Origin of the sequence: Bacillus sp. FSL W7-1354, from assembly GCF_038002405.1 — a bacterium.
GTDB classification, from domain to species: Bacteria; Bacillota; Bacilli; order Bacillales; family Bacillaceae; genus Bacillus; species Bacillus paralicheniformis.
The window spans coordinates 599,055-623,468 of sequence record NZ_JBBOCL010000001.1 but is presented as its reverse complement, the minus strand read 5'-3'; the positions used below and the strand labels follow the sequence as shown (position 1 = coordinate 623,468).

The 24,414-nt window shown below is 46.0% G+C and carries 27 protein-coding genes; 4 read left to right on the top strand and 23 right to left on the bottom strand.

Annotated features, from left to right (window positions below; translation table 11 throughout):
• Positions 1-50: 50 nt before the first annotated feature.
• Together MKZ04_RS03320 and MKZ04_RS03315 are read left to right on the top strand one after the other, a co-directional pair.
• A complete protein-coding gene (locus MKZ04_RS03320; RefSeq protein ID WP_020451230.1) occupies positions 51-293 on the top strand; it encodes a hypothetical protein in 243 nt (80 codons plus the stop codon).
• A gap of 12 nt (positions 294-305) precedes the next feature.
• The gene (locus MKZ04_RS03315; RefSeq protein WP_020451229.1) at positions 306-575 is read left to right on the top strand and encodes a hypothetical protein; all 270 of its coding nucleotides are present in this window, start codon (positions 306-308) and stop codon (positions 573-575) included.
• A 45-nt stretch (positions 576-620) separates the two neighbouring features.
• Here the strand turns inward: MKZ04_RS03315 and lepB are convergent, their stop codons facing one another.
• The 11 genes from lepB to MKZ04_RS03260 all read right to left on the bottom strand — a co-directional run bounded on the left by lepB (position 621) and on the right by MKZ04_RS03260 (position 13,513).
• Complete coding sequence (lepB, locus tag MKZ04_RS03310) at positions 621-1,181, bottom strand: signal peptidase I (RefSeq protein ID WP_020451228.1); 561 nt, start codon at positions 1,179-1,181, stop codon at positions 621-623.
• Between the two features lie 163 nt (positions 1,182-1,344).
• Positions 1,345-3,243 (bottom strand): PTS fructose transporter subunit IIABC, encoded by a 1,899-nt coding sequence (locus MKZ04_RS03305; protein ID WP_341045297.1) that lies wholly within the window; start codon positions 3,241-3,243, stop codon positions 1,345-1,347.
• A gap of 13 nt (positions 3,244-3,256) precedes the next feature.
• A complete protein-coding gene (pfkB, locus tag MKZ04_RS03300; protein ID WP_020451226.1) occupies positions 3,257-4,168 on the bottom strand; it encodes a 1-phosphofructokinase in 912 nt (303 codons plus the stop codon).
• Positions 4,165-4,920, bottom strand: coding sequence for a DeoR/GlpR family DNA-binding transcription regulator (locus MKZ04_RS03295; RefSeq protein ID WP_020451225.1), 756 nt, complete (start codon positions 4,918-4,920; stop codon positions 4,165-4,167). Before MKZ04_RS03295 ends, pfkB begins: the two co-directional genes overlap by 4 nt.
• A 265-nt stretch (positions 4,921-5,185) precedes the next feature.
• On the bottom strand, positions 5,186-5,833 hold the full coding sequence (locus MKZ04_RS03290) for a Yip1 family protein (RefSeq protein WP_020451224.1): 648 nt from the start codon (positions 5,831-5,833) through the stop codon (positions 5,186-5,188).
• A gap of 252 nt (positions 5,834-6,085) precedes the next feature.
• Positions 6,086-7,279: an ABC transporter permease gene (locus tag MKZ04_RS03285; protein WP_020451223.1), complete on the bottom strand. Its 1,194-nt coding sequence runs from the start codon at positions 7,277-7,279 to the stop codon at positions 6,086-6,088.
• Entirely contained in the window at positions 7,276-7,968 is a 693-nt protein-coding gene (locus MKZ04_RS03280; protein ID WP_020451222.1) for an ABC transporter ATP-binding protein, read from the bottom strand. The genes MKZ04_RS03285 and MKZ04_RS03280 overlap by 4 nt, the downstream gene beginning before the upstream one ends.
• Positions 7,965-9,101, bottom strand: a complete 1,137-nt coding sequence (locus MKZ04_RS03275) for an efflux RND transporter periplasmic adaptor subunit (protein ID WP_149169438.1) — start codon at positions 9,099-9,101, stop codon at positions 7,965-7,967. The genes MKZ04_RS03280 and MKZ04_RS03275 overlap by 4 nt, the downstream gene beginning before the upstream one ends.
• Positions 9,102-9,797 carry a Yip1 family protein gene (locus tag MKZ04_RS03270; protein ID WP_020451220.1) on the bottom strand — a complete coding sequence of 232 codons (696 nt, stop codon included), beginning with the start codon at positions 9,795-9,797 and terminating at the stop codon, positions 9,102-9,104.
• Between the two features lie 125 nt (positions 9,798-9,922).
• Entirely contained in the window at positions 9,923-11,743 is a 1,821-nt protein-coding gene (locus MKZ04_RS03265) for an ABC transporter ATP-binding protein (RefSeq protein ID WP_149169437.1), read from the bottom strand.
• A gap of 12 nt (positions 11,744-11,755) precedes the next feature.
• A complete protein-coding gene (locus MKZ04_RS03260; protein ID WP_023857282.1) occupies positions 11,756-13,513 on the bottom strand; it encodes an ABC transporter ATP-binding protein in 1,758 nt (585 codons plus the stop codon).
• Between the two features lie 266 nt (positions 13,514-13,779).
• On the opposite strand from MKZ04_RS03260, the gene MKZ04_RS03255 reads away from it, so the two are divergent.
• Entirely contained in the window at positions 13,780-14,157 is a 378-nt protein-coding gene (locus MKZ04_RS03255) for a Rok-like winged helix domain-containing protein (RefSeq protein ID WP_020451217.1), read from the top strand.
• Positions 14,158-14,187: 30 nt separating this feature from the next.
• On the opposite strand, the gene moaD is transcribed toward MKZ04_RS03255, so the two are convergent.
• From moaD to mobA, 6 genes are all read right to left on the bottom strand, one after another.
• Positions 14,188-14,421, bottom strand: coding sequence for a molybdopterin converting factor subunit 1 (gene moaD / locus MKZ04_RS03250; RefSeq protein WP_023857283.1), 234 nt, complete (start codon positions 14,419-14,421; stop codon positions 14,188-14,190).
• The gene (locus MKZ04_RS03245; protein ID WP_020451215.1) at positions 14,418-14,912 is read right to left on the bottom strand and encodes a molybdenum cofactor biosynthesis protein MoaE; all 495 of its coding nucleotides are present in this window, start codon (positions 14,910-14,912) and stop codon (positions 14,418-14,420) included. Before MKZ04_RS03245 ends, moaD begins: the two co-directional genes overlap by 4 nt.
• Complete coding sequence (gene mobB / locus MKZ04_RS03240; protein ID WP_020451214.1) at positions 14,891-15,418, bottom strand: molybdopterin-guanine dinucleotide biosynthesis protein B; 528 nt, start codon at positions 15,416-15,418, stop codon at positions 14,891-14,893. The genes MKZ04_RS03245 and mobB overlap by 22 nt, the downstream gene beginning before the upstream one ends.
• Positions 15,385-16,677 (bottom strand): molybdopterin molybdotransferase MoeA, encoded by a 1,293-nt coding sequence (locus MKZ04_RS03235; RefSeq protein WP_145608132.1) that lies wholly within the window; start codon positions 16,675-16,677, stop codon positions 15,385-15,387. The genes mobB and MKZ04_RS03235 overlap by 34 nt, the downstream gene beginning before the upstream one ends.
• Positions 16,678-16,695: 18 nt before the next feature.
• The gene (locus MKZ04_RS03230) at positions 16,696-17,709 is read right to left on the bottom strand and encodes a molybdopterin-synthase adenylyltransferase MoeB (RefSeq protein ID WP_341045290.1); all 1,014 of its coding nucleotides are present in this window, start codon (positions 17,707-17,709) and stop codon (positions 16,696-16,698) included.
• Positions 17,710-17,814: 105 nt separating this feature from the next.
• Complete coding sequence (mobA, locus tag MKZ04_RS03225; protein ID WP_023857285.1) at positions 17,815-18,402, bottom strand: molybdenum cofactor guanylyltransferase; 588 nt, start codon at positions 18,400-18,402, stop codon at positions 17,815-17,817.
• A 152-nt stretch (positions 18,403-18,554) separates the two neighbouring features.
• Between mobA and MKZ04_RS03220 the strand changes: the two genes are divergently transcribed.
• A complete protein-coding gene (locus MKZ04_RS03220) occupies positions 18,555-19,511 on the top strand; it encodes a sporulation protein (protein ID WP_146875259.1) in 957 nt (318 codons plus the stop codon).
• Between the two features lie 144 nt (positions 19,512-19,655).
• Here the strand turns inward: MKZ04_RS03220 and rok are convergent, their stop codons facing one another.
• The 6 genes from rok to dapD form a co-directional block, all read right to left on the bottom strand.
• Entirely contained in the window at positions 19,656-20,243 is a 588-nt protein-coding gene (gene rok / locus MKZ04_RS03215) for a transcriptional regulator Rok (RefSeq protein WP_020451209.1), read from the bottom strand.
• 546 nt (positions 20,244-20,789) lie between these two features.
• Entirely contained in the window at positions 20,790-21,248 is a 459-nt protein-coding gene (locus tag MKZ04_RS03210; RefSeq protein ID WP_020451208.1) for a redoxin domain-containing protein, read from the bottom strand.
• Between the two features lie 89 nt (positions 21,249-21,337).
• Positions 21,338-21,880, bottom strand: a complete 543-nt coding sequence (gene ahpA, locus MKZ04_RS03205; RefSeq protein ID WP_020451207.1) for a biofilm-specific peroxidase AhpA — start codon at positions 21,878-21,880, stop codon at positions 21,338-21,340.
• A 295-nt stretch (positions 21,881-22,175) separates the two neighbouring features.
• Positions 22,176-22,421, bottom strand: coding sequence for a YkuS family protein (locus MKZ04_RS03200; protein ID WP_003181323.1), 246 nt, complete (start codon positions 22,419-22,421; stop codon positions 22,176-22,178).
• Positions 22,422-22,483: 62 nt separating this feature from the next.
• Entirely contained in the window at positions 22,484-23,608 is a 1,125-nt protein-coding gene (locus MKZ04_RS03195; protein WP_065644040.1) for an N-acetyldiaminopimelate deacetylase, read from the bottom strand.
• Positions 23,609-23,677: 69 nt separating this feature from the next.
• On the bottom strand, positions 23,678-24,388 hold the full coding sequence (dapD, locus tag MKZ04_RS03190; protein WP_065644039.1) for a 2,3,4,5-tetrahydropyridine-2,6-dicarboxylate N-acetyltransferase: 711 nt from the start codon (positions 24,386-24,388) through the stop codon (positions 23,678-23,680).
• Positions 24,389-24,414: the final 26 nt, after the last annotated feature.

Genomic DNA, 24,414 nt, shown 5'->3' with positions numbered 1-24,414 from the left:
CTTTCTTTGTGACAATATGTTACAATTATTGAAGAATGGGGGAAGGAATAATGAAATTAAAAGATGATCCTGATATCATCAGGTGGATCAATTCAAGGCCGCGCCAAGCGCTTTTCGTGTCAGTGGCCATGGTGATTTCTACGATGTCTATCGGGCTTTTCAAAGGGTTTGATATGTGGACCTCGGACTTTTTGATATTTTCCTGTCTGCTGATCGGCTTCGGCCTCCTTGTGGGATGGCTGCAAAAGATATATTATAAAAAGGTGATATTTGAAGAAAACTCGGATCGTTAGACGGAGGAAGACATGAAGCTTATCACTTTGACGGAATACTGCATGTTTATTTTTTTCGCAGGGGTTTATCTTGCCGTAACCGGCTTTACAGCACGGGATGTGGGCCTTTACATCGGGATTGCCATGATTTACGTGTTCGTTCATATCGCGGCGAAACGAATGCTGTCAAAAAGGGGAAAAGAAGCCGCGGAAATCAGAATCTTATACAGCGTTCTTCTGATTATGGCCTCTGTGTTCGTTACCGTACTGTTTATCGCAGTACTGGCATCATTATCCGCATAAATCAAGCAAAAATGCCTGATTGTCCAAATGGACATCAGGCATTTTTCAGTCTGTTTTTCGGATTTCGTTGAACGGGAAAAACACAAATTGTGAAGTCCCGGCCACTCGTTTTTTATCGATCAGTCCGAGTCCGTTCCGGCTGTCCATCGATCTCTGGCGATTGTCTCCCATCACGAAATACTTGCCTTCCGGAACCTTCACAGGGCCGAAATCGCCCGTCAGTTTGACGCCGACTGCTTCCGCCTCTTTTCTGTTTTCCGAAAGATACGGCTCAGACACCTTTTTCCCGTTTATGTACAGCGTGTCGTCTTTCATTTGCACGGTATCTCCCGGCAGGCCGATCAAGCGCTTCACATAATGGACATTTTTTTCATCGCCGTCGATAATGACGATATCTCCCCGCTTAAATTCGCCTACGTATTTAACCGTTTTATAGACGAACAGCCGCTCTCCGTCGTGCAGCGTCGGATCCATTGATGTACCTTCGACTAAATACGGTTCGAATAAAAATGCCCTGATCAATAACGCCAGAACGACTGCGATAATAATGGCTTTTACCCATTCAAAGAGAGAGTTTTTATTTTGGGTGGATTTTTCTTCAGTCAAAACGCTTCCTCCTAAAAACAGTCTGTCACAGCATACATGCAAAATAAAGCTTTCCTATACTTTATCACAAGTTCCTGCCGAATACATAATTCCCGCGTTCACTTCCGGCAAAAACGGTAAAAAAGAAAGTGCCACACAGGGATTACTGTGGCACTTTCAGCACTTATTTTTCAGTTGGAACCGGCTTTTTCAAGATGCCGAGAATGAGAGCCGTCACAACCGCACCAATCAAGATACTGAGGAGATACAGCAGCGCATGGTTCGTCGTAAAGAAGAGAACGAATATTCCGCCATGCGGCGCTTGCAGTGTGACATGGAAAAATTGAGATAAACCTCCGGCAACTGCTGATCCGATGATAGAAGCAGGAATGACGCGCGCCGGATCGGCTGCCGCAAAAGGAATCGCACCTTCAGTAATAAATGACAAGCCCATCACGTAGTTGGTAATTCCGGCTTCGCGATCCCGTTTTGAAAATTTATTTTTAAAGAAAGTCGTTGCAAGGGCAATTCCAAGCGGAGGCACCATACCGCCCGCCATGATCGCTGCGTGAGGTCCAAAGTTTCCAGCTTCAATCATCGCGATACCAAATGTGAAGGCCGCTTTGTTGATCGGACCACCCATATCAATCGCCATCATACCGCCTAAAACAATACCCATTACAACAAGGTTTCCTGTTCCAAGACCTTCAAGCCAATGTGTCATGCCATCCATAATATACTTGACAGGCGTATTGACAACATAATGCATGATGATTCCGGTCAAGAATATTCCAAACAACGGATAAAGAAGGACAGGTTTTAATCCGTCAAGCACTTGCGGCAGACCAGCGAACACTTTTTTCAATAGGACAACAATATAACCAGCCAAGAAACCGGCAATCAGTCCGCCTAAGAAACCGGCGCCGGCTTGCGTCGCCATGAAACCTCCGACCATACCAGGCGCAAACCCCGGACGATCCGCGATGCTCATCGCGATAAATCCTGCCAATACAGCGACAATTAATCCAAGTGCTTGAGTTCCGCCTATAGTATTTAATACAGCTGCAAACTCATTATAAGTGGGATCTCCCGGTTTGGTCGCGTTAATTCCCCAGAAGAATGAAACCGCAACTAAGATCCCGCCCCCGACGACGAATGGCAGCATGTTGCTGACACCGCTCATCAAGTGTTTGTAGAAACCGCCGCCTTTTCCTTTGGCAGCTCCGTCTTCAGAAGCAGATGCAGATGCACCTCCGCCTTTACCCTGATAGATAGGCGCGTCTTGTTTCAGCGCCTGCTCAATCAGCTCTTTCGGACGTCTGATTCCTGCTGTTACAGGTACTTCAATGACATGTTTGCCTTGAAAGCGATCCATTTCAACCTGCTTATCGGCGGCGACGATGATCGCAACCGCATCTTCGATTTCCTGCGCTGTCAGACCATTTTTAATACCGCTTGAACCGTTCGTTTCAACTTTGATATCAACGCCGAGCTCTTTCGCTTTTTCTTTCAAAGCATCGGCAGCCATGAACGTGTGGGCGATCCCTGTCGGACATGCTGTAACCGCAAGGATTTTTCCTTTTGCTGATGGTGCAGATGCTTCTTCGGCCTGCTCTTCTTCTTCATCATCTTTATCATGCTGATTGATGATGTCGATGATTTCGTCTTCGGATGAAGCTTCAAGCAGCTGTTTGCGAATCTCTTCCCTCATAAGCAAAGTCGACAGTCTTGACAATGCTTCCAAGTGAGTGTTATTCGCGCCGTCTGTAGCAGCGATCATGAAAACAAGATGGCTTGGCTGGCCGTCAAGGGATTTATAATCGACGCCGTCTTTTGAACGGCCGAACGCGATCGCAGGCTCTTTAACGCTTGCCGTTTTCGCATGAGGGATGGCGATGCCTTCGCCGATACCGGTGGAACTTTGTTTCTCACGGTTGATCACGGCTTCTTTGTAGCCTTCTTTATCATTCAACTTGCCCGCCTGATCCAAAACGCTGACGAGTTCTTCGATAACGTTTTCTTTCTGGCTGCTCTCAAGGTTTAACTTGATCGTATGCTTCGTTAGTAGCTCTGTTATTTTCATAACCTTTCCTCCTTTAAATCGCTTTGACTTGAACTTCCGGAAGCAGCTTGTGAACGAGCTCTTCCGTTCCCAGCTCCTCTGAAAAGGCGGTTGCGCTTCCTGACGCGACACCTAAGCGAAAAGCTTCTTTGATGTCGAGCTGTTTTTCAATGCCTGCGAGAAAGCCTGCAACCACTGAATCTCCGGCGCCGACTGAGTTCACGAGCTTTCCTTTAGGTACGTTGGCATGGTAGACGCCGTCTTTTGTAAATAAAAGTGCGCCTTCCCCAGCCATGGAAACGATCGCGTTTTCGGCCCCGCGTTCAACGAGTTTCTTACCGTAAGGCACCGCTTCTTCCGCTGAAGTGATGGTTGTTCCAAACATTTCACCGAGCTCGTGATGGTTCGGTTTCATTAAAAGCGGCTTCATTTCTGCTGCTTTTAGGAGTGCCTCACCCGAAATATCAACGACAACCCGGACATTTTGCTCTTCACACTTTTCTGCAATCTTTTCATAGGTATCCTGCGGCAATGAAGAAGGAATGCTGCCAGCCAATACGACAATGTCCCCTTCTTTCATCGCTGAAAACTGGTCTAAAAAGGCCGCGAAATCTTCTTGGCTGATGACGGGCCCCTGCCCGTTGATTTCCGTCTCATCCCCGGTCTTCAATTTGACATTGATGCGCGTGTCTCCATTCACCTCATGAAAAGCCGTTTCAAGCTTCTCTTCTTCGAGAAATGATTTGATGTACCCCCCGGTAAAACCGCCGATAAAACCGAGAACTTTAGAAGGTACATGGTGTCTGTTCAGTACGCGTGAGACATTGATTCCTTTGCCTCCGGGATATTTCGTGTCATAGACTGAACGATTCAGCCCGCCTACGGAAAATTCTTCAACGTGAACAATATAGTCGACCGATGGGTTGAGAGTTACAGTGTATATCATGTTTTCACTACCTTTACGACAGTTTTTTCTTGATAGTTATCAAATGAATGTTTTGCAGATCCTGCTGTAATGATAGTTGCTTCGTCTAAACCGGCAAAGGCAGAAAATGAAATTTCCCCAAACTTGGAAACGTCAGCTAAAATAAATGCTTTTTTCGCCTGGTTGACAGCTTTTGTTTTCAAAAGCGCTTCTTCAGGATCCGGAGTCGTAAATCCCGCTTCTTTATGAATGCCATTGACGCCGATGAAGCTTTTGTCAAACCGGTATTGGCTGATGGCTGATAAAGCCGAACCGCCCACGATTGCTCCGGTTTTATACTTCACATACCCGCCTAATAAATAAAAAGTAATGCCTTTTTTACCTAATGCCTCAATGTGCATGACTCCATTTGTGACCACGATAATATCCATCTCCGGATCGATAAAATCGATCATTTGCAATGTGGTCGTTCCGGCATCAAGGTAGATACAATCGCCTTCTTCAAGAAGTGAGGCCGCTTCTTGAGCGATTTTTCTCTTTTCATGAAGGTTTTTGGATGATTTCTCTAGCATGTCAGGCTCTGTACGAATATCGGAAAGCCTCGATGCCCCTCCATGAACACGCTTTAAATATCCGCGGGCTTCCAGCGTCGACAAATCTCTTCTGATCGTTGACTCAGATGCGTTCGTTAAATTCATTAAGTACTGGATTTTCACGACATCATGCTTTTCAATCTCGTCAATAATCAACTGATGCCGTTCGGGAGTCAACACATTATCACCCCTTTTGGAAACGCCTTCATTTAGCTTACAATTACATTGTAAACGCTTTTTCGACATAACTCAACAAAAATCTTTCAAATTCATTCAATAACCATCAAAATCTTTCACATTTTAACATATTATCGTGATATGTACCGTTTGTAAACTGTATAAACTATAAAAATCCGCAAAAATATGTGACATTATTATTATCTATTCCTTCAAACACCATTCAGAAAAACCTCATGCTCGCCGCATGAGGTTTTACAATAATGCATCAGCCTAATGAACGTTCTAAAAATACTTGCCATAAGCCTAATAAATAAGACAACATCAGCATCATAATAAATATGACGAAAACGCCGATCCAAGCCGCCCGCTTTGAAGCGCCCGCTGCTTTTTGCAGTCCTACCGCCACCAGCACATACGCCCAGATTGTAAAAACATCAAACATCTCCAGGACGCTCAGAAGAGGCTCTTCGGCCGGAATATATCCATCAAGAGATGAGAACGAAAACGCGATCTCAGAATTCGAAGCATAATACACCAAACCGATGATGACGTCTCTGATAACAGGTACAAATGTGGCAAAGACAGACAGAGACACCATGCAGGCAAAATTGGTGTTTCCGCCGCCTATTTTAGCAATCAGCCACAATACTAAAGCGCTGAGCACGAAGAATATGACAGACTGAAAAACATTACGGGCGGCTTCTAGTCCAGGATCTATATCCAAACCAAGAAACTCACTTAGTTCCCAACAAACAAGATAAACGGAAAAGGCGGATAACGCCAGCACGATGATCATCGGCAGCCAAATTGCGGGCCTTTCTCTCATTCTTTCAAACTGACGGACAGGGCTCGTGATGATACCGAACAGTGACGGTTTTTTTACTTGAGTTGCTGTTTCTATATTGGCTTCCACTCTAAAATTCCTCCTGTAATACCTCTTTCATAACATAATGATCAATTTTTCAGCACTTTTAAGTCTATCATTAATGTAAGAAAAGTATTTTTAAATTTAGTTTAATTTTCGCATACAAAAAAACCGCCTCTAAAGGCGGTTTCAGCGTGTCGACAAACTCTCGCATTCGTTGTCAGGCCTGCTAAGTCGATGCTCATGAGTAGGAGCGGGTGTTTCAAAGTGACGCTTATCGGCTGACGGCTATATGCCGCTTTACTCATACCTCAATGCATCAATCGGATGAAGGCGGGCCGCTTTATTGGCCGGGATGAGGCCAAAGATAACCCCGATCGCCATACTGAACAGGACGCCTCCGAGGACCACCTGCCAGGAAACGAGCGGCGGCCAACCGGCAAAAAACGAAACTAGGGCGGCTCCGCCGTATCCGAGGCCGATGCCAAACACCCCGCCAATCAGCGTGATCAAAGACGATTCTATTAAAAATTGCATCAAAATCTGGCCTCTTGTTGCACCAAGCGATTTTCGAATCCCGATTTCCCTCGTCCGTTCCGTGACCGACACCAGCATAATATTCATGACGCCGATCCCGCCAACGAGTAAAGATATGCCTGCAATTGAGCCGATGAACATCGTCATAATTGTTGTAATCTGGCTGATCCCGGCCGCTATGGCCTCCATGTTCATCACTTCGTACGAGTCCGTGGTGCCGTGATTGTTGTTGACGGCCGCGGCAGCCTGCTTTCCGACGGCTTGCAGATGGTCGGCAGATTCAGCTTGAACGGAGACAGAGTCATAGTCGCTGATGCCGAAGGACGATTTTAACATTGAAAACGGAACATACATCTCATTCATCCCCAACGCAAGCAGCCCGGTTTCTTCTTTTAATACGCCGATGATTTCAACGGGCTGGCCATTGATCCATACGACGCGGCCGAGAGGCGACTGCTGAGAAAAAAGTTCCTCCGCAAGTTTCGGCGAAACGACGGCGACCCTGCTTCCGGCATTGTAATCCTCTTCTGAAAACTCTCTTCCCTTTTCGACTTCCATCGAGTTGATGCTGATATATCCGTCATTAATGCCGTTTACAGCGGCATCCGTTTTTTCATCCCGGAAACGGACATTCATAGACTCGGTAGTTTTCGCAACGACATGCTTCACGCCTTCGAGTGACTTTAAACTTCTGATGTCTTCTTCGGTGAAGCCGGCGTCTAAATAGGCGTTGGGATTGGACGTCAATTCTTCATTGCTGGGCTGATAATAGATTTCGACCGTGTTGCCGGGCCCGCTGATCGTCTGCTTGAGCATTTGCTCTCCTCCTTGCCCCGCTGCAACAACGACAATAACAGAGCCTACACCGATAATGATTCCGAGCATTGTTAAAATCGAGCGCAGTTTATGGGAAAGGATGGAACTTAACGCCATTCTCAAGTTTTCGATGAGATTCATTGCACCGTCCCCCTCCGCTCTGTTTCCGGCGAGACGATCACACCGTCCCTCACCATGATGATCCGGCTTGTATAATCTGCAATCTCCGGTTCGTGGGTGACGAGCACCACCGTCGTTCCTTCCTCATTCAATTCGGTGAATTGCTCCATGATATCCCGGCTTGTTTTCGTATCGAGCGCTCCGGTCGGTTCATCGGCCAATATCAGCTTCGGTTCATTGACGATCGCTCTTGCGATGGCTACACGCTGTTTTTGGCCGCCGGAAAGCTCGTTCGGCAAATGGCGCATTCTGTCCTTGAGCCCGACTTTTTCAAGCGCCCGTTCGGCCCGCTCCCGCCGCTCTTTTCTTGGAATGCCGGAGTAGATCATCGGAAGCTCCACATTCTTTATGGCATTCAGTCTCGGCAGAAGCTGAAACTGCTGAAAAACAAAACCGATTAAACGGTTTCTGACGCCGGCAAGCTCCCTTTCACCATATGATGAAATATCCTCGCCGTCCAGCCTGTAAATACCCGATGTCGGGCGGTCAAGACAGCCGATAATGTTCATGATTGTCGATTTTCCGGAACCGGAAGGCCCCATGATGGACAGATATTCACCCGGCTCAATTTTCATATTGATCTCCCTGAGAACATCAATGGTTTCCCCTCCGATTTGGTAGCTTTTTTTCACGCGGGAAAGCTCAATCATTGAAGCTTCACTTCCGTTCCGCTTTTCATGTCCTCGGCCGGGTTTGCGATAACCCGGTCCTTGTTCGTCAGACCGCCGGTAATTTCAACGACGCCATCTGCTTTCTCGCCGGTTTTGACATTGATCCTTTTCGCCTTTCCGTCTCTGACGGCATACACGTATGATTGATCATCATCCTGCTTGACGGCATCTTCAGGAAGAGCCTGAATGGTTCTTTTGTCCGTCTGGATTTTGAGAATCATATTGAAGCCGGGCTTTGCTTTAGGACGCTCCCCTTTTATTTTGACTTCAAACGGATATTGAACAGCTTGTTCCTTTCCTCCCGCAGCACCTGCAGACGCCTCTTCTTCGGGAACCAATCCGACTTGAGAGATTCTGCCCCGCCACTCTTTATTTTGGATGACATCCGATGTGATGGTCACGTTCTGTCCCTTTTTCACTTTCAATGTGTCATACTCTGACAGCACGCCTTTAACGACAAGCTTGTCCTCGTTACCTATATGTATAACCGGCTTTTGAATATCCGATTGCTTTAAGGCGGCTTGTTTATCAGCGGTGATCACTGTCCCGTCAATGCCGCTTTTTACTTGCAGCGCTGCAGATTTTTTCGCGAGCGTTTCCTTTTGCAGGTCGGCTTGTTTCAGCTCAAGCTGAAGCGATTTTTCTTCCATTTCAAGCTGGGACCGTTCGTCATCCATTTGCCTTTTGGCTTTTTCCGCTCCCAGCTCAGCCTTCATCTCGTCTTCCTTGCTTTTTAGACTGCTGATTTTTCGCTTTACCTGTTCAAGCTGGAGTTCCTTCGATTGAATGGATAAAGCATTCTGTTCTTTTTCCAGGCGAATTTCTTCGTTCGTATAGGTGAAAAGCACATCTCCTTTTTTCACCTTGTCGCCTTCTTTTACTTTGATGTCGGCAATTTTCCCTTTTTCGGGTTCAAAATATTCGTATTGTTCGTTGGCAAACTTTAGGGCGCCCGGAACCATGACTTCAGAAGAAATCTCTTTCTCTTCCAATTTGACGGTTTGGACCGCTGTTTCAGCCCCTCCGCCCGTTTGCACCGAGCGGTAGAGGTTGAGTCCGATAAAAAGCGCAGCAGCCCCAACAATGATAATGCCGATCCATATTTTTTTCATTTACATTGCTCCTTCAAATGTATCGAAGAAATTCCTCGCGATTCCGCCTGTTAAAGCGAGCAAAATGGAGATCACAAATAAAATGATCACACCGGTCCAAGCCGCTTTTTTGGAGATGCCCCCAACCTTTTGGAGACCCAGTGCAACCAGTGCGAGCGACCAGATGGTGAAAATATCAAATACACCTAATACCGATTTGAGCGGCTCGTCTGCCGGGATGATGCTGCTTAAAGACGTGATGGCGATCGTGGGATCAATATTTGAATAATAGATCACAAGCCCGCCTATGAATTGCCCGATAGCCGCAATAAAATATGTAAAAACAGACAGCGAAAACATGTGAACAAAATTGGTTGTTCCTCTTCCGATTTTGACAATCAGCCAATAGATTAAAGCGCTGATCAGCAAGGCAATCACAAAGCCGATGATCCCGCCGATGATCCCGCCGATGATCCCGATTCTCTTCATAGTGGCTTCAAATGTTTCATCATCTCCCGGCATTTCCGACAAATCGGTAGATAACACCGTTTTTTCGCTGAGCATATACGCGCCGGTAACCGACAATAATAAAACAATAACAAGCGGAAACCAGACAGCCGGCTTTTCTCTCATTCTCTCAAACTGTTCTCCGGGATGGGTAATCAATCCGAACAATGACGGATTTTTTACTTTTTCAGTTTCTAAATGCGTTTCCATATGTATCCCCCTTAAAAAATGAATTACCAGTTTATACGCAGAATCATCTAAAATGTTTCACCTCTGTTTTCTCAAAAAAACGCCCCGGCCGCATTTCAGAATATGCGGCCGCGGAGGGTTTCAGTTTAGTTTCGCTGAAACATTTGATACTGCGCTTTCACCAGCTCATAATACATTCCACGTTTTTCGATTAATTCCTGGTGATTTCCTTCCTCTATTTTCCGGCCGTGGTCAAGAACCAGGATTTTATCCGCATCCCTTATCGTTGAAAGCCTGTGAGCGATCATAATAGCCGTTCTGCCATGGAGCAGGGTTTTCAATGCAGCCTGAATCTTGACTTCCGTTTCTGTGTCAATACTTGCGGTTGCTTCATCAAGGATCAGAATGCGAGGGTCTGCCAGGAGCGCCCTCGCGAATGAAATGAGCTGCCGCTCACCTGCCGATAATACATTGCCGCGTTCTTCCACTTCTGTGGCGTATCCATTCGGAAGCGCTGAAATAAACGAATCGGCCCCGACAGCTTTTGCTGCTTCGATCACTTCTTCATCGGCGGCATTCGGACGGCCAAAACGAATATTTTCCATAATCGTTCCGGAAAAAATAAACGTATCCTGCAGCACGATGCTGATTTGCAAACGAAGATCGGAAAGCGAGATATCGGTAATCGGTATTCCGTCCACTTTGACAGTCCCGCCTGTTGCATCGTAAAACCTGCTGATCAGATTCGCGATCGTCGTCTTCCCTGATCCTGTATGTCCGACAAGCGCGAGCGATGTTCCCGCCGGCACCTCAAATGAAATGCTGTGCAGCGCCTTGCGATTCCCGTCATAAGAAAATTCCACCTGTTCAAATTCGATCCGGCCTTTTAATTCTTTAATTTTGACCGCATCTTCCTTGTCTGCCACACTCGGTTTTTCATCCAGAAATTCAAATATCCTCTCTGACGAAGCCATCCCCATCAACAGCTGGTTGTAGACTTGGCCGAGCCTTGAAATCGGCTCCCAGAACATTCCGAGATAGAAGGCGAATGAGACAAATACACCGATCGTAATCGTTTCATTGATGATTAAGCTTGTGCCGTACCAGATTAAAATGGCCGTCCCGACGGCGTTTGTCATTTCTACAAGCGGGCGGAATGTCGCATTTTTTTTCGTCGCTTCCCGCCAGGCTTCAAAGTTCTCGCTGTTGACGCCTTCAAAATACATCATATTCTCTTTTTCCTGCGTAAATGCCTGAGTAACCCGGATACCTTGAATGCTTTCATTCAAATGGGAATTCAGTTTGGACTGCTTTAAGCGCACCTTTTGCCAGGATCGTCGGATTTTCCTTCTGAGATTGGTTGAAATGAAGAACATAACAGGCAGCGTCACCATGATGGCGATGGTCAGCTCAGGACTGAGCGAAAACAGAATGACGATAATACCGAAGAGGAGCAGGATATCCATCAATAAATTGATGACTCCGCTCGTAAATAATTCCTGCAGAGAATTGATGTCATTCATGATCCGGACAAGGATGGAACCTGCCGAACGCTCATCGAAAAAGCGATGCGACAGCCGCTGAACATGCGTAAATAAATGCTGTCTGAGATCATAAATGACATGCTGGCCAAGCTTGTTCATCCAGCGGATTCTCAACACATTGCTAACATAATTGACAAGATATAATCCACTGATGACGGAGATCAGAATCGCAAGAAGATTCATATCCCGGCCTGCGATTGCTTTGTCGAGCGCATAGACGCCGATCAAAATCGGCACCGTCAGCCGGATCGCCGCCGAGATCATGACCGTTAAAAAGGAGAGCGGCAGCAGATTTTTTCGGTAAGGCTTTAAATATTTGAGCAGCCTCCACATCTGCGCCCAGTTAAAAGGCTTTTCAATGATTTGGTCTGAAGTATAAAAAAACCGATTCATCAATGTTTGTTTTTTCACCTGATTTTCCATAGCAAGAGCCTCCTATCCTGCAAAATGCGGCTCATTCAACACATTTTGATCTTTATACTGCAAATCAAAAATCCGTTTGTATAAACCGTTTTCTTCCAATAATTGTTCGTGTGTTCCCCTTTCCTTAACAACACCTTTATCGAGCACAAGAATTTCGTCGGCATGCTTTAAGGATGAGATTCTGTGAGCGATGATGAACGTCGTCCGATCCCGCATCACTTCCCGCAATGCAAGCTGAATACGGTGCTCCGTTTCCATGTCAACGGCACTCGTCGAATCATCGAGGATGAGAATGCCCGGGTTCAGACAAATCGCCCTCGCAATCGCGATTCGCTGTTTTTGGCCACCGGACAGTCCGAGCCCCCTCTCGCCGAGCATCGTATCGTATTGGTTCGGAAGCTCCATGATAAAATCGTGCGCCTGGGCTCTTTTCGCGCTTTCGATGATCTCTTCCATTGATGCATCAGGATTTCCATAAGATATGTTTGATCTGATCGTTGATGAAAATAAAAACGATTCCTGCGGGACGACGCCGATATTGGAGCGCAGCATTTTTAATGAGTAGTGTTCAAGCGGCTTGCCGTCGATCATGATCCGGCCGGATGTCGGCTCATAAAAGCGGCTCAGCAGTTGAATGATACTGCTCTTTCCTGACCCCGTCGCACCGATTAACCCGATCGTTTTGCCGCGCTCGGCTTGAAAAGACACTCCATGCAGTGCTTCAGCGTTTTCTTTTGTATATTGAAGGGAAACATCGCTGAATACGACATCGCCGTTCAGTCTGCCGTTTTTCACCGCATGTCCGCTGTCGGTGATTTCCTCTTTGGCATCAAGAATTTCCAGCAGCCGCTCTCCTGATGCTTTCGCTTGTGAAAACAGGTTGATGACATAACCGAGGTTCATGATCGGCCACATTAAGTAATTGACAAGACTGAAAAAAGCGACAAGCTCCCCCGGTTTTAAGCTGTTTTGCATCACGAGCCAGCCGCCGAACGACAACAGGGCAACGAGGCAAATATTGCCGATAAACTCCATCAGCGGAAAGAATTTAGACATGATAAACGAAGCGTTTAAGTTTTTATTTCGAAAATGGTCATTTGAATGAGTAAAGTTTTGAATCTCAAAATCTTCTTTTGATAAAGATTTAACGGTATTCATGCCGCTGATATTTTCCTGAACTTTCGTATTTAAACGGGCGAAAGATTTTCTTATGTTCCGAAAAGCCGGATGCACTTTTTTATCAAACCTGTAGACAACCGCTCCTAAAAACGGCAGAGAAGCAATCGTTACCAGAGTCAGCGGCACAGAATAAGAAAACATGACAGACAGACTGAAGGTGACAAGCAGGATAAAGCGAATCGCCTCAGCAAAACCGAAAGATAAAAAGAATCTGATGCCTTCGACGTCAGCCGTAAGCCTCGACATTAAATCTCCCGTTTTAGCGCTGTCATAATACTTGAACGGCAGACGCTGCAACTTCGCATACAGCTCTTTTCTTAACCGGTAGACCGAGCGGATTCCGAACATATCTCCAAGATACTGATGAAAAAAAGTAGCTGCGCCCTTCGCCGCCATGACAGCAATGAACCCGAGGCTGATCCATATGACCAAACCGTACCTTCCGCCGAGAATCACTTCATCAATTGTCATTTGCAGAATAATCGGGTAAACAACAGTGATCGCCGTCATCAGAAGCATCGACACAAGCGACCACAAGAACATTCTTTTATAAGGCCAATAAAAATCTTTTAGTTTTTTAAGGGACTCCATTTGCACCAGCACCTTTCCAATTCATGTAAAACAAGGACACATCATCTAATATATCGGTTTGCGAAATAAAATTCCACCGATTTTACAAAATTCAGACTTATTATGGAGTTTTCCTCCTTCTTCCGCTTGAAATAAATCTTTTTTAAAATGTGACAGTCAATAAAAAATAGTTTCTTGTTGGCAAAGGAAATTTTTTGATGAATGAAGGAAGATGATGTAAAATAATAGAAAATGTTATCAAATTATGAATGACGGAGTTGATTGCAATGGCGAAAAGAGAGGCTTTAAAAAAACAGCTTCTCCTCTTAGGTGAATTGGAACAAAAAATCTGGAAGGACTTCCGGAAAGAACGCGAAGGGATTTACGCAAGGTTAGGAGAACTTGACAGACAAATCCAGCGACATAGACGTTCCACTAAAGAGTATTATGCAGCACATTGCGTAGACATTATTAAACAGCAAAAAGGAAAAATTGTAACGACAAAAGAACTGAAAATGAAACTGAAAGAAAGAACCAATTTTAACGTTCACCGTATTAGTGAGCTTTATGACTTGATTCAAAAATTAGAACCAAACATTTCGAAAGAACGGCGCGGCTGTTTTATTTATCTGGAAAACGGTTCGAAAAAAAACGTCGGTCGGTAACAGGCTCTATGCCTGAACCGACCGACGTTCTCAACCTCCGCTGACCGGGGGAATAAGAGCAACCGTATCTCCAGACTTAACCTCACTGTTTCCTCTTCTGTACACTTCGTTGACAGCGATCATCGCTCGGTCCGTCCCCTGAAGATTGTAAGTTTCTTTTAAAAACTGTCTGATGTCGTCTGTTGTCGTTTTTTCTTCATCTATATCAACGCTCTGCGCACCCGCTTGTTCGGCAAGCTGGGCAAACAGTAAAATTTTAATCAAAGGTCAGCACCTCTTTTTCTGTCGGAAGCCGCTGCTTCCAAATCTGGTTTCCCTTCCGGGTATTCAGTTGTCTCAAGCTGGTCGCCGATCCAAGTCTCGCCGTCCTCCCAATGTTCTTTTTTCCAAATCGGCACGATTTGCTTTATCCTTTCGATCGCATATTCGTTCGCTTCATATGCCGCTTTCCGGTGAGGTGACGACACCGCGATCACCACGGCCGCGTCGGAGATGTCCAGCCTGCCGATGCGATGGGTAATCGCTGCAGCTGTACCAGGCCATTTTTCATTGATTTCTTTCCCGATCTGAGCAAGCATGCTGACCGCCATTGGAACATATGCTTCATATTCGAGATAGAGTGTCTTTTTTCCATTTGTCCATTCTCTCACTGTTCCAATAAACGTCGTGATGGCCCCGGCTTCCCTTTTTTCAACTTTTTTGACGATATCTTCGATGACAATCGGCTCTTTTGTTATAACAAATCGTTCAGACAAACGCCTTCCTCCTTTAGATGATTCAGAATAAAAGCCACGGCGCTCGGGTCTTCAATATGAAAGGATGGAACATCCGTTTTCGGCTCGCTCTTTTGATAAATGACGGCGATGATGCCGTCCAATTCCTCCAAGAGCTGACAGTCCGCTTCGTTTCTGACCATGACAACTTTTTGATATGGCGCATGTTTAAATCCTTCGATGAGAAGACACTGAACCGCTAAAACGCCATAAGCGGCAATCAGTTGATCAAGCGTCCACTCGCCGCGCGCCCTCAGCTGAAAAACGCCTGCTCCTTCGACGCCGGACGCAGCCGCTCCAGCCCGAAAAAAGCGGTCGGAATCCTTTCCCTCGGCGAAAACATCCGGTTCTCCTCCATGTCCGTGGTGTTTCAGGCAGCCAATCTTGACTCCGAGCTGACCGAGCTTTTCCGCTAGTTTTTCAACGAACGTCGTTTTGCCGCTGTTTTGGTACCCTACGATCTGGAGGATTGGAAAATGTGCGGCCACAGCTCTTCACTTCCGTTCTCATCCCGGTATAACAGAACATGCACTCTTGCCCCGGCCTCATAGCCTCTCGTTCCGCCCGGCAAAACCATCAGCGCATTGGCATCTGCCAGCGACGTGACGGCGCTCGATTTATCCAGGCCGACAGGCTCCGCATGAAGCGCCCCGTCTTTAATGGATACAAACGAGCGGACAAATCTTGTAAACGGATTAGGCTTTGGAAAATCCTTGCTTAAAACCGCTTCTGCACATAAAGAATACGGCTTTTGATGATGCAGCCAGGTGTGGAGGGACGGCTTGACAAACAGCTCAAATCCAACGAAGCAGGCTGACGGGTTCCCGGAGAGCCCAAACAGCAATTTGCCGTTTAATTGAGCAACAGTCGTTACACTTCCCGGACGCATGGCCACTTTATTAAACAGGACCTCGGCCCCGAGCTTTTCGTAAATTGCCGGCAGAAAATCAAAGTCCCCTACGGACACCCCTCCGGTCGTAATCAGAAAATCCACCTTGTCCAAAGCTTTTTCCACCGCTGCAAAGCTTTCGTCAAATCGATCAGAAATCTTCCCTAAATAAAGGGGGGTTCCGCCTGCTTCTTCAACCTGGGCGGCCACCATGCCTGCATTGCTGTTGCGGATTTTTCCGGGAACGAGGGGATCGCTGACATTCAGGAGCTCCGTTCCGGTGGCAATGATGCCTACCACAGGCTTTTTGACTGCAGGTACCGCTGCATATCCGAATGTTGCAAGCAAAGCGACGACACCCGGTGTGATCCGGGTTCCTTTCTTCACAAGCACTGATCCTTTTCTCGCATCTTCTCCGGTTTTTGAAATATTTTCTCCCGGCTCCAATGAGCGTTTTAACACCATATAGTTTTTACCGTCTTCTGAGTAGGTTTTCGTCAGCTCAAGCATGACTACCGAATCAGCGCCCTCCGGAATCTGCGCTCCGGTCATAATTCTGACAGCTTGAAAAGGACCGAGCGTTTTACCTGACACGGCTCCGGCTCCAATGTGATCAACCACCTCGAATTGCAGCGGATTTTCCCGTGAAGCACCGGCGGTATCGCAAGCTCGGACAGCAAAGCCGTCGTACGGCGAACGGTCAAAAGCGGGTACGTCGTGATCAGCCTTTACATCTTCGGCTAAAAATCTATGGAGACTCTCCTCAAGGTGGATCCACTCTGTATCTCCCTGCTTCCAGTGCCGAGAGACACGCGCAGCGGCTTCAAAAACTGGAATGGGCGTTCTTTTTTCAATCATTAAAAAAACCTCCTGTTGTTACATTCCGATGACTCTCGCCAATATGGAGTTGGCTTCTTTTATATCATTTGTGCCGTGAACAAGGGCTCTTCCATCGTTAAATATGACGATTCTGAATGTCTCGTATTGTACATGCAGCAAATAATCATTCGCATCCACTTTTCCGATGCCCGAAAGTTTTTTCATGAGTTCCTCTTTAGGCAGACGTTTTAACATATCGCTGCGAATTTGGACGGTCTCTCTTCCGCACAGAACGTCGGCTTTTTTTTGGCTCATGTTGCTGAGGAAAGGAAAAACCGGCGTTTCTCCGCACGAAGAACATGTCTCATTGCGGCCGATCTCCATTCGGAAGTGGGTGTTCGCCCATAAATCAAACGTGACAAAAGCGGTTTCAAGCGCATCTTGGTTGTCCGTTAAGATTTTTAGAATTTCAGCTTGCTGATAAGCCGACACCATTTGAACGGCCGGCGAAATAATCCCCGACGTGTCGCATGTAGCCCCGCCAATCGGAACATCTTCAAACAGGCAGGCAAGGCACGGCGTTTTTTTAGGAATAATCGTCATATACATGCCCTGACTGCTGACACAAGCGCCGTAAACCCACGGAGTGCCCGTCTCTTGGGCAAGGTCATTGATGATCATGCGGGTCTCAAAGTTATCCGTTGCATCGATGACAGCATCCGCTTCTTTGATCAGCGGTCTGAGTGTTTCCACGGTGCCGTCGGCAACATATGTACGAAGCTCAACATCGCGATTGATCTGGGAAAGACGTTCTTTTGCGGCTGCCGCTTTCGGAAGCCTTTCCTCCGCGTCTTTCTCTGTATAGAGCTGCTGCCTTTGCAGGTTGCTCCATTCCACATAATCGCGGTCTATAATAGACAGTGTACCGATGCCTGCGCGCACAAGCCCCTCGGCAGCCGACGTGCCGAGCGCCCCGGCTCCGACGATCAAAACATGGCTCTGCCTGATTCTGTCCTGACCCGCCTGTCCGATGTTTTGATATCTGATTTGTCTTGAATACCGTTCATGCATCAGGATGATCCCCTTTACTTCCTTTTCTATATCATATCATTTTTCCGTCCGCTGTTTTTTGAAAAACACTTTCCGAAAAACCCTTGCAATCTATAATAAAATATTTCATCCCGGAAAGAACGGTTCTATTTTATCTAAATCCGACTTTTTATTGACATTTATAAATTCCCACGGCTCTGCCCCGACCCTATCAGCTTCAATATACTTGACGCGGATGCGGTCGAGGAAACTGCTGATCTTCAGCTCGTTCTGCTGAAGCTGTTCGAGGAGGACGGATTTCACCCTTCTGCTGTAGACAGCAACAAGCGGCTGCGCCCTTCCGTCTGCGACCGGCACGACGGCGTCATCCGCCGGGGTCATCTGCCGTTTTAAAGCCGATATGGTCTCCTGCCGGACAAGCGGGGTATCACAGGCCGAAAAAATATAGCATTCCCCTTCCGCCCGAACCATGGCTGTGTACATACCTGCAAGCGGCCCTCTCCCACTGAACGGTTCGATATCTTCCAGCACCGCTTTTTCCCCGAGTTCTTTAAACCGCTCCGTCAGCCCCGGACGGCTCAATATCAGGACATCGCCTCCCAGCGCATGTTTGCACCATTGATAAAGCGGCTTGCCTTGCCAGCGGGCAAACGCTTTCGGTTCCCCAAAACGGCGTGAAAGGCCCCCCGATAATATGACATGTATTTCTTTCATGCAGCTCAACCTTCCTTCGCGTGTTTCTGCCTGCGAACATCATAGCAAAATTTTAGAAATCCGAACAAGTCTGTAAAATCTCTTTTTCAAAAGGCATGCCGTGTTTCATTTATGCATATTGTAGTTGTAACATTAATAGGGGGCTGGTCACCATGAAAAAAACAACGGGTTCGCTGCCTTACTTTCATGATTTATCACAGGAAAACCTTTTTTTAAAAGCGGAGCTGGCAAGGTCACATCAATTGATCCACGAGCTTGAAGCAAGCTATTTTCATCAAAAAAATCATAAGCTCAGCCAGGAAAACGCAGCGCTGAAGCAGCAGCTTCAGCAGCTGTCAATCGAACTGGAGCGGATTTCGGCAAACAAGGAAGACGAGTCGGCCGAAACGCTCAACCGGATAAAAAGCGAACTGCTGGGTAAAATCGTTGTTCTTCAGGAGCTCCTTCAAAAAGAAACCTATGCAAGAAAACAAGAGATAGAAGAAAAGCACCGCCTTCATTTAACAAATGTAAAAGCCGAAGAAGAGAAAAAAAGCTTACATAGCCAAATAGAATATGAAAAGCTTCATGCGGAAAAAGAAAAAACGCTGAGGGAAAAAAAGGAGCATGAGCTCGAAAACGCTGCACACGAAAATGCCCGCCTGAAAGACGAACTTCATGCTAAAGGTCTTCAGCTCAAACAAATCGAAACAGATGTTGCGGTATTAAAAGAGCGGGTGACAGAAACGAAAAACCGCCTTTTGGAGTCTGAAAAAACAAAAGAAGCGCTGTTTTACGAAACGATTTTATCCTATAAAAGGCAGCTCGATGAAAGTGATAAGTGGATCGCTTCTCATTTTGCCGATATTGATACATCTCAGCAGACGGAGAAGGCGCTTGAACAAAACGAAGAGCTTTTTGAACGGTCAGAGCAGATCGAGGCGGTACTTCAAACAGTTACGGAGCAAGTCGATCAGCTCCAACAGCAATTGAGCGTCATCAAACAAAATGATACGAAAATGGATCAGAAAATAACTGAATGGAAAAAGCAGACGAAAGAAGAAACAACCCCGCAAAAATGGGTCTATCAAATTAAACGCAAAGACAAAGAAACAAAACCTTTAAATTGAATACCACTTTAAGGAATAATTTGGATTTTATAAAAAACCGCTTGAGTCGATTGTCTCAAGCAGTTGATTAGGGCGGCGGCGTATATAGCGGCCGCCTTGGTGTTCCTCAAAATGGAAACGCTATCTGGAAAAGCAAGGGTTTGACTATTGCTGCTCTGTCTCGGTAGAAATCTCACCCTCTAATATATATTGACCGCGGTATGGTTTTTTGACTTCCGGGTACATTTTAATCAGGCTTTGCATAAAGGTTGTCATATTAGGGATCTCAAGTCCGCTCTCTTTTTCGATTTCTTTTTGAAGTTCGGAGCTTTTGATGGCCGCATTATGGCGTTTTAATGTTTTAATCGCCGCTTCACGCAGTTTTGCAGCTTTTGAGCCTGGACGTGCTGTACCCCTTCTGCGCCTTGTCGTTCCATCTGGAATTCCGGCAGGCAGTGAGGAGGTTTGCGGAGAAGTCTGCTGCTGGTTCTTTTGAGATGCTTGCGGCTGCTGCTGTTGTTGCTGATAGCTCTTCATCTCCTGCGCAGCTAATTCAGCTAAAACAGGGAGAGATTCCGTTTTACGCTCCGGGCGAAAATCTTTTTTTGTATCATTAAAGCTGGATGGACGATCCAATTCACGCAGCTTTGCATATATATTATCCCGCTCAATTTGATACTCCCTAATCACCTTAACCTCAGCCTCATTCAGCTGCTCCAATCTTAAACGCAATGCTTCCCTCTCGTTAAACATACCGTTTATACCCTCCTATCAGAATAAATAAACCTTCCAATAAAAATATTAGATTACCAAACTAATTTTATCAACTATTTTTTCGTTTTTCTACTGTTGCTTTCCGTTAAGAAAATAGAACTAAATTTCCGGAAAACTTGAAGCCTGAGGAGTTTTCGAAGCATTTCGGCCTACTCTAAACCCATTGTCGAAAAATGGTAAATAATGAAGGAACATAGAAAATTACTTTTCAACGAAACATAATTTAGGAATAGACTCTACTGTTTAATCGTGATGGAAAGTGTGAAATATCAATGATTAATCCGGCTTATAAATCCAGAATATTCAAAATTGACAGATTTCACTTGTCGAATTCGCAGTTTGTTGTGTACAGGGAAAGTCAGAAATACTCCTGAAACAAAAACAGGACATAAGACTCATCAAGCAAAATAAACAGTGTCTAATGATCTATTTGTCGAAAGGGGCGGATAGAGGAAATTTTTTTGCTTTTTTTGCAATGAGGAGCCGAATAAACAAAAAACCCCATGAAAACGGGGCTTTTCATCTTTATTCAGCAGACTGTTCTGTTTCGGCAAGAACACGGTTTACACGTTTTTCGAGCATTTTCATCCCGCTTCCTCCAGCTTGAAAATGGCGAAGCTGGCCTGTTTTATCAAAAACGTAATAAGCCGGAACATATTCATTTTCGAAAGCGTCAGTCAGCTTATGGTCGCTGTCAACAAAAACAGGCTGAGTAATATCATGTTCAGCGGCAACCTCTTTGATTTTATTCAAGTCTAAATCGTCTTCTGAACGCGGCATATGCACGGCCACCACGTTTAGTTTATCGCTGTAGCGGTCGCGGAACTCATTGACTTGCGGCATCGCCTCTTTGCACAAGTGGCAGCTGATCGACCAAAAATGAATTAATGTCGGCTTTTCTCCGATAAGCTGCTCTTTTGTCACTTCTCCGTTTAACCACTCTTTTGCGCCGGTCAGTTCCGGCATCGGCTGGCGTAATTTCATGATTTTTCCTCCATTGTCATTTTTGTCGATTAAAAAGGTCTAACAAATGTTAGACCTTTCCAATCTGATTTCTAATTTGAGAATAAAAATTAAAGAGTTGCTTGACCCGGTTTCCAGTTTGCAGGGCAAAGACCGCCTGTTTGCAGCGCTTGAAGCACGCGCAATGTTTCGTCTACATCACGGCCGATGTTGTTATGGAACACTGTTTGATATTGAAGTTCGCCTTCTGGATTAATGATGAACAATCCGCGAAGCGCCACACCTTCTTCTTCAATCAGTACGCCGTATTCACGGGATACTTCATGATTTGTGTCGGCAGCAAGCGGGTATTTCAGCTGGCCGAGACCATTTTCTTTGCGGTCTGTGTTAATCCATGCCAAGTGAGTGTGGATGGTGTCAGTTGAAACGCCGATTACTTCTGCATCAAGGTCTTCAAACTCGTCATAGCGGTCAGACATTGCTGTAATTTCTGTCGGGCACACGAAAGTAAAGTCCATAGGATAGAAGAATAGAACCGTCCACTTATCATTTTTCATGTTTTCTTCAAGGCTTACTTTTCCAAATTCTTTGTTTGCAAGAACCGCTTCCATTTCAAAGCGCGGCGCTTGTTTACCTACCATGCGTTCTGCCATTTTATGTATCCCTCCAATTGTGATTTTTGGGTTCTGCTACCCATATCAAAATGAGAATTTAAATATTAAATTCTCATTTAGTTAATAACATCACATACATAATTCATTATAATACTTACCATATTTTTAGTCAATATTAATTGATAATAAATTTAAATTAGCGGTTGTTCTTTTTTTAAGCCTTTAAAAAAAGTGTAACATGCCTCCGGATGATGAAACAACCGTTTAACACCCGACAGCCGTTTTTTTGGAAAAACAAGTTAAAACCGAAGCTGGAACTTCGGTTTTATGTTTATTACTGAAGTTTTTGCTCAACCTGCTGACAGATTTCATCGGCAGTTAAACCAGTCGCCTGAATGACAGATGCTCCGGTCATCGTATCTGAAATCCCGAGCATGTCAGTGTCCAGACCAGTGACAACACAGCAGTCGCAGCCTTTTGCATCGTCTTCGGTTTTCATCGTTACAACCTCATACCCTTTTTCCTTCAAAGCAGCCTCGACATCAGAAAGAGATTGTTCGATTCCGATTTTTTTCGACATGAAGAAACACCTCCACCAATTAAGATGCCACGTTTGCTGATTTTTTATACCAGCCGCTTGTTCTAATTGGCTTTGGAAGAGAAATAAGCCGTCATAACGCGGACTGCCGTCTCAAGCGCTTCCTCTTTCGGCTGCAGTTTGGCATGGTGGAGTCCGTAAGGTGAATCGACGCCGAGCCAAAACATGAAGCCCGGATACTTTTTCAGCATATAGCCGAAGTCCTCTCCTGTCATCGCTTCTTTTGAACGGATGACCTCTGCAAGGCCGCTTTCAGAAACGAACTGCATAAAGTCTTCAACTAAACCGCTTGAATTATAGACCTGATAATATGCTGCCGGATAGCTGACTTTACCGTTGCATTGATAAGCCGTTTCCAGGCCGCTCACCATCGCCTCGATCCTTTTCTTCACCTGTTCCATTGACGCTGGGGACAGCGTCCTGATCGTCCCTTCAAGCCTTGCTTGCTGAGCGATAATGTTTTGTGCCGATCCGCCTGTAATCGTCCCTATGGTAATGACAGCACTGTCCAGCGGATCGACATTCCTGGCTACGATCGACTGCATTTGCGTAACGAGCGAACTGGCGGCGACCACCATATCTTCTGCAAGGTGGGGATATGCGGCATGCCCGCCCTTTCCTTCAAGTTCGATTACAAGCTCTGACGTATTGGCAAAGAGCAGCCCGCTTTTCGTTCCGATCGTTCCGACCGGGAGCTCAGGCGCGATGTGCAGCGCTGTGATCATGCTCGGCTCCCACTTTTTAAACAAATCGCTTTCAAGCATCGGTTCAGCGCCGCCCGGCCCTTCTTCAGCAGGCTGGAACAAAAACAACAGATCTTGTTTAACCGGGTTGCGGACGAAATGATCGATGATGCCGAGGGCAATCGTCATATGGAAATCATGCCCGCACGCATGCATCCTGTTCTGATGTACGGAAGAAAAAGAATATCCGGTATCTTCCCGAATCGAGAGCCCGTCCATATCCGCCCTGTAAGCCAAAATCTGTTCAGGGGCTGTCCCTTTAACCTTTACAAACAGTCCGGTTCTCCACTTTTCGATTTCAATCCGGTCTTCCGGATGCTTTAGTAAGTGGTTCAAAAGATAAGCCTGTGTCTTATATTCCTGAAAACCGAGTTCAGGAATTTGGTGCAGATCTCTGCGAATCGCTGCTAATTCGTCCAATTTCATCTTTCTAACCTCCCCGGCGATACGAAAATGCGTGGATTGTCACATCCACGCACTTTTCGCCGCCGCTTCTTAAAGCTGACGCAATTCCTGTTTGATTTCTGTTTTGCCTTTTGTTTTTTCATCGATGTCTTTGATTTTTTTCGCAGGCGTTCCGGCAACTACTGTGTAAGGTGCCACATCTTCCACAACGATTGCGCCGGCAGCAACGACGGCTCCTTTTCCGACAGTCACGCCTTCAAGTACGACGGCGTTTGCACCGATGACGACATCGTCTTCAATAACGACAGGTTTTGCTGAAGGGGGCTCAATGACACCGGCAAGCACGGAACCCGCTCCAATGTGGCAGTTTTTGCCGACGGTAGCTCGTCCGCCCAGCACGACATTCATATCGATCATCGTTCCTTCGCCGATCACAGAGCCGATGTTGATGGAAGCTCCCATCATGATGACGGCGTTGTCGCCGATTTCCACTTGATCGCGGATGATCGCACCCGGCTCGATTCGCGCTTTAATATTTTTCAAATCGAGCGTTGGGATCGCCGAATTGCGGCGGTCGTTTTCAACAACATAGTCTTCAATTTTACCTTTGTTTGCTTCGAGCGCAGCTTGAATCTCCGCCCATTCACCGAATACTACCCCAGTATGCCCTGTAATAAAAGGCTTGGCTGAGGCGCCGAAGTCAATTCCTTCAAGGTCGCCTTTCACATACACTTTAACAGGTGTTGATTTCTTACTATTTTGAATAAATGAGATAATCTCATTTGCATCCATCATTTTCATTATGTAAGTCCTCCTTCTCTTTTTCT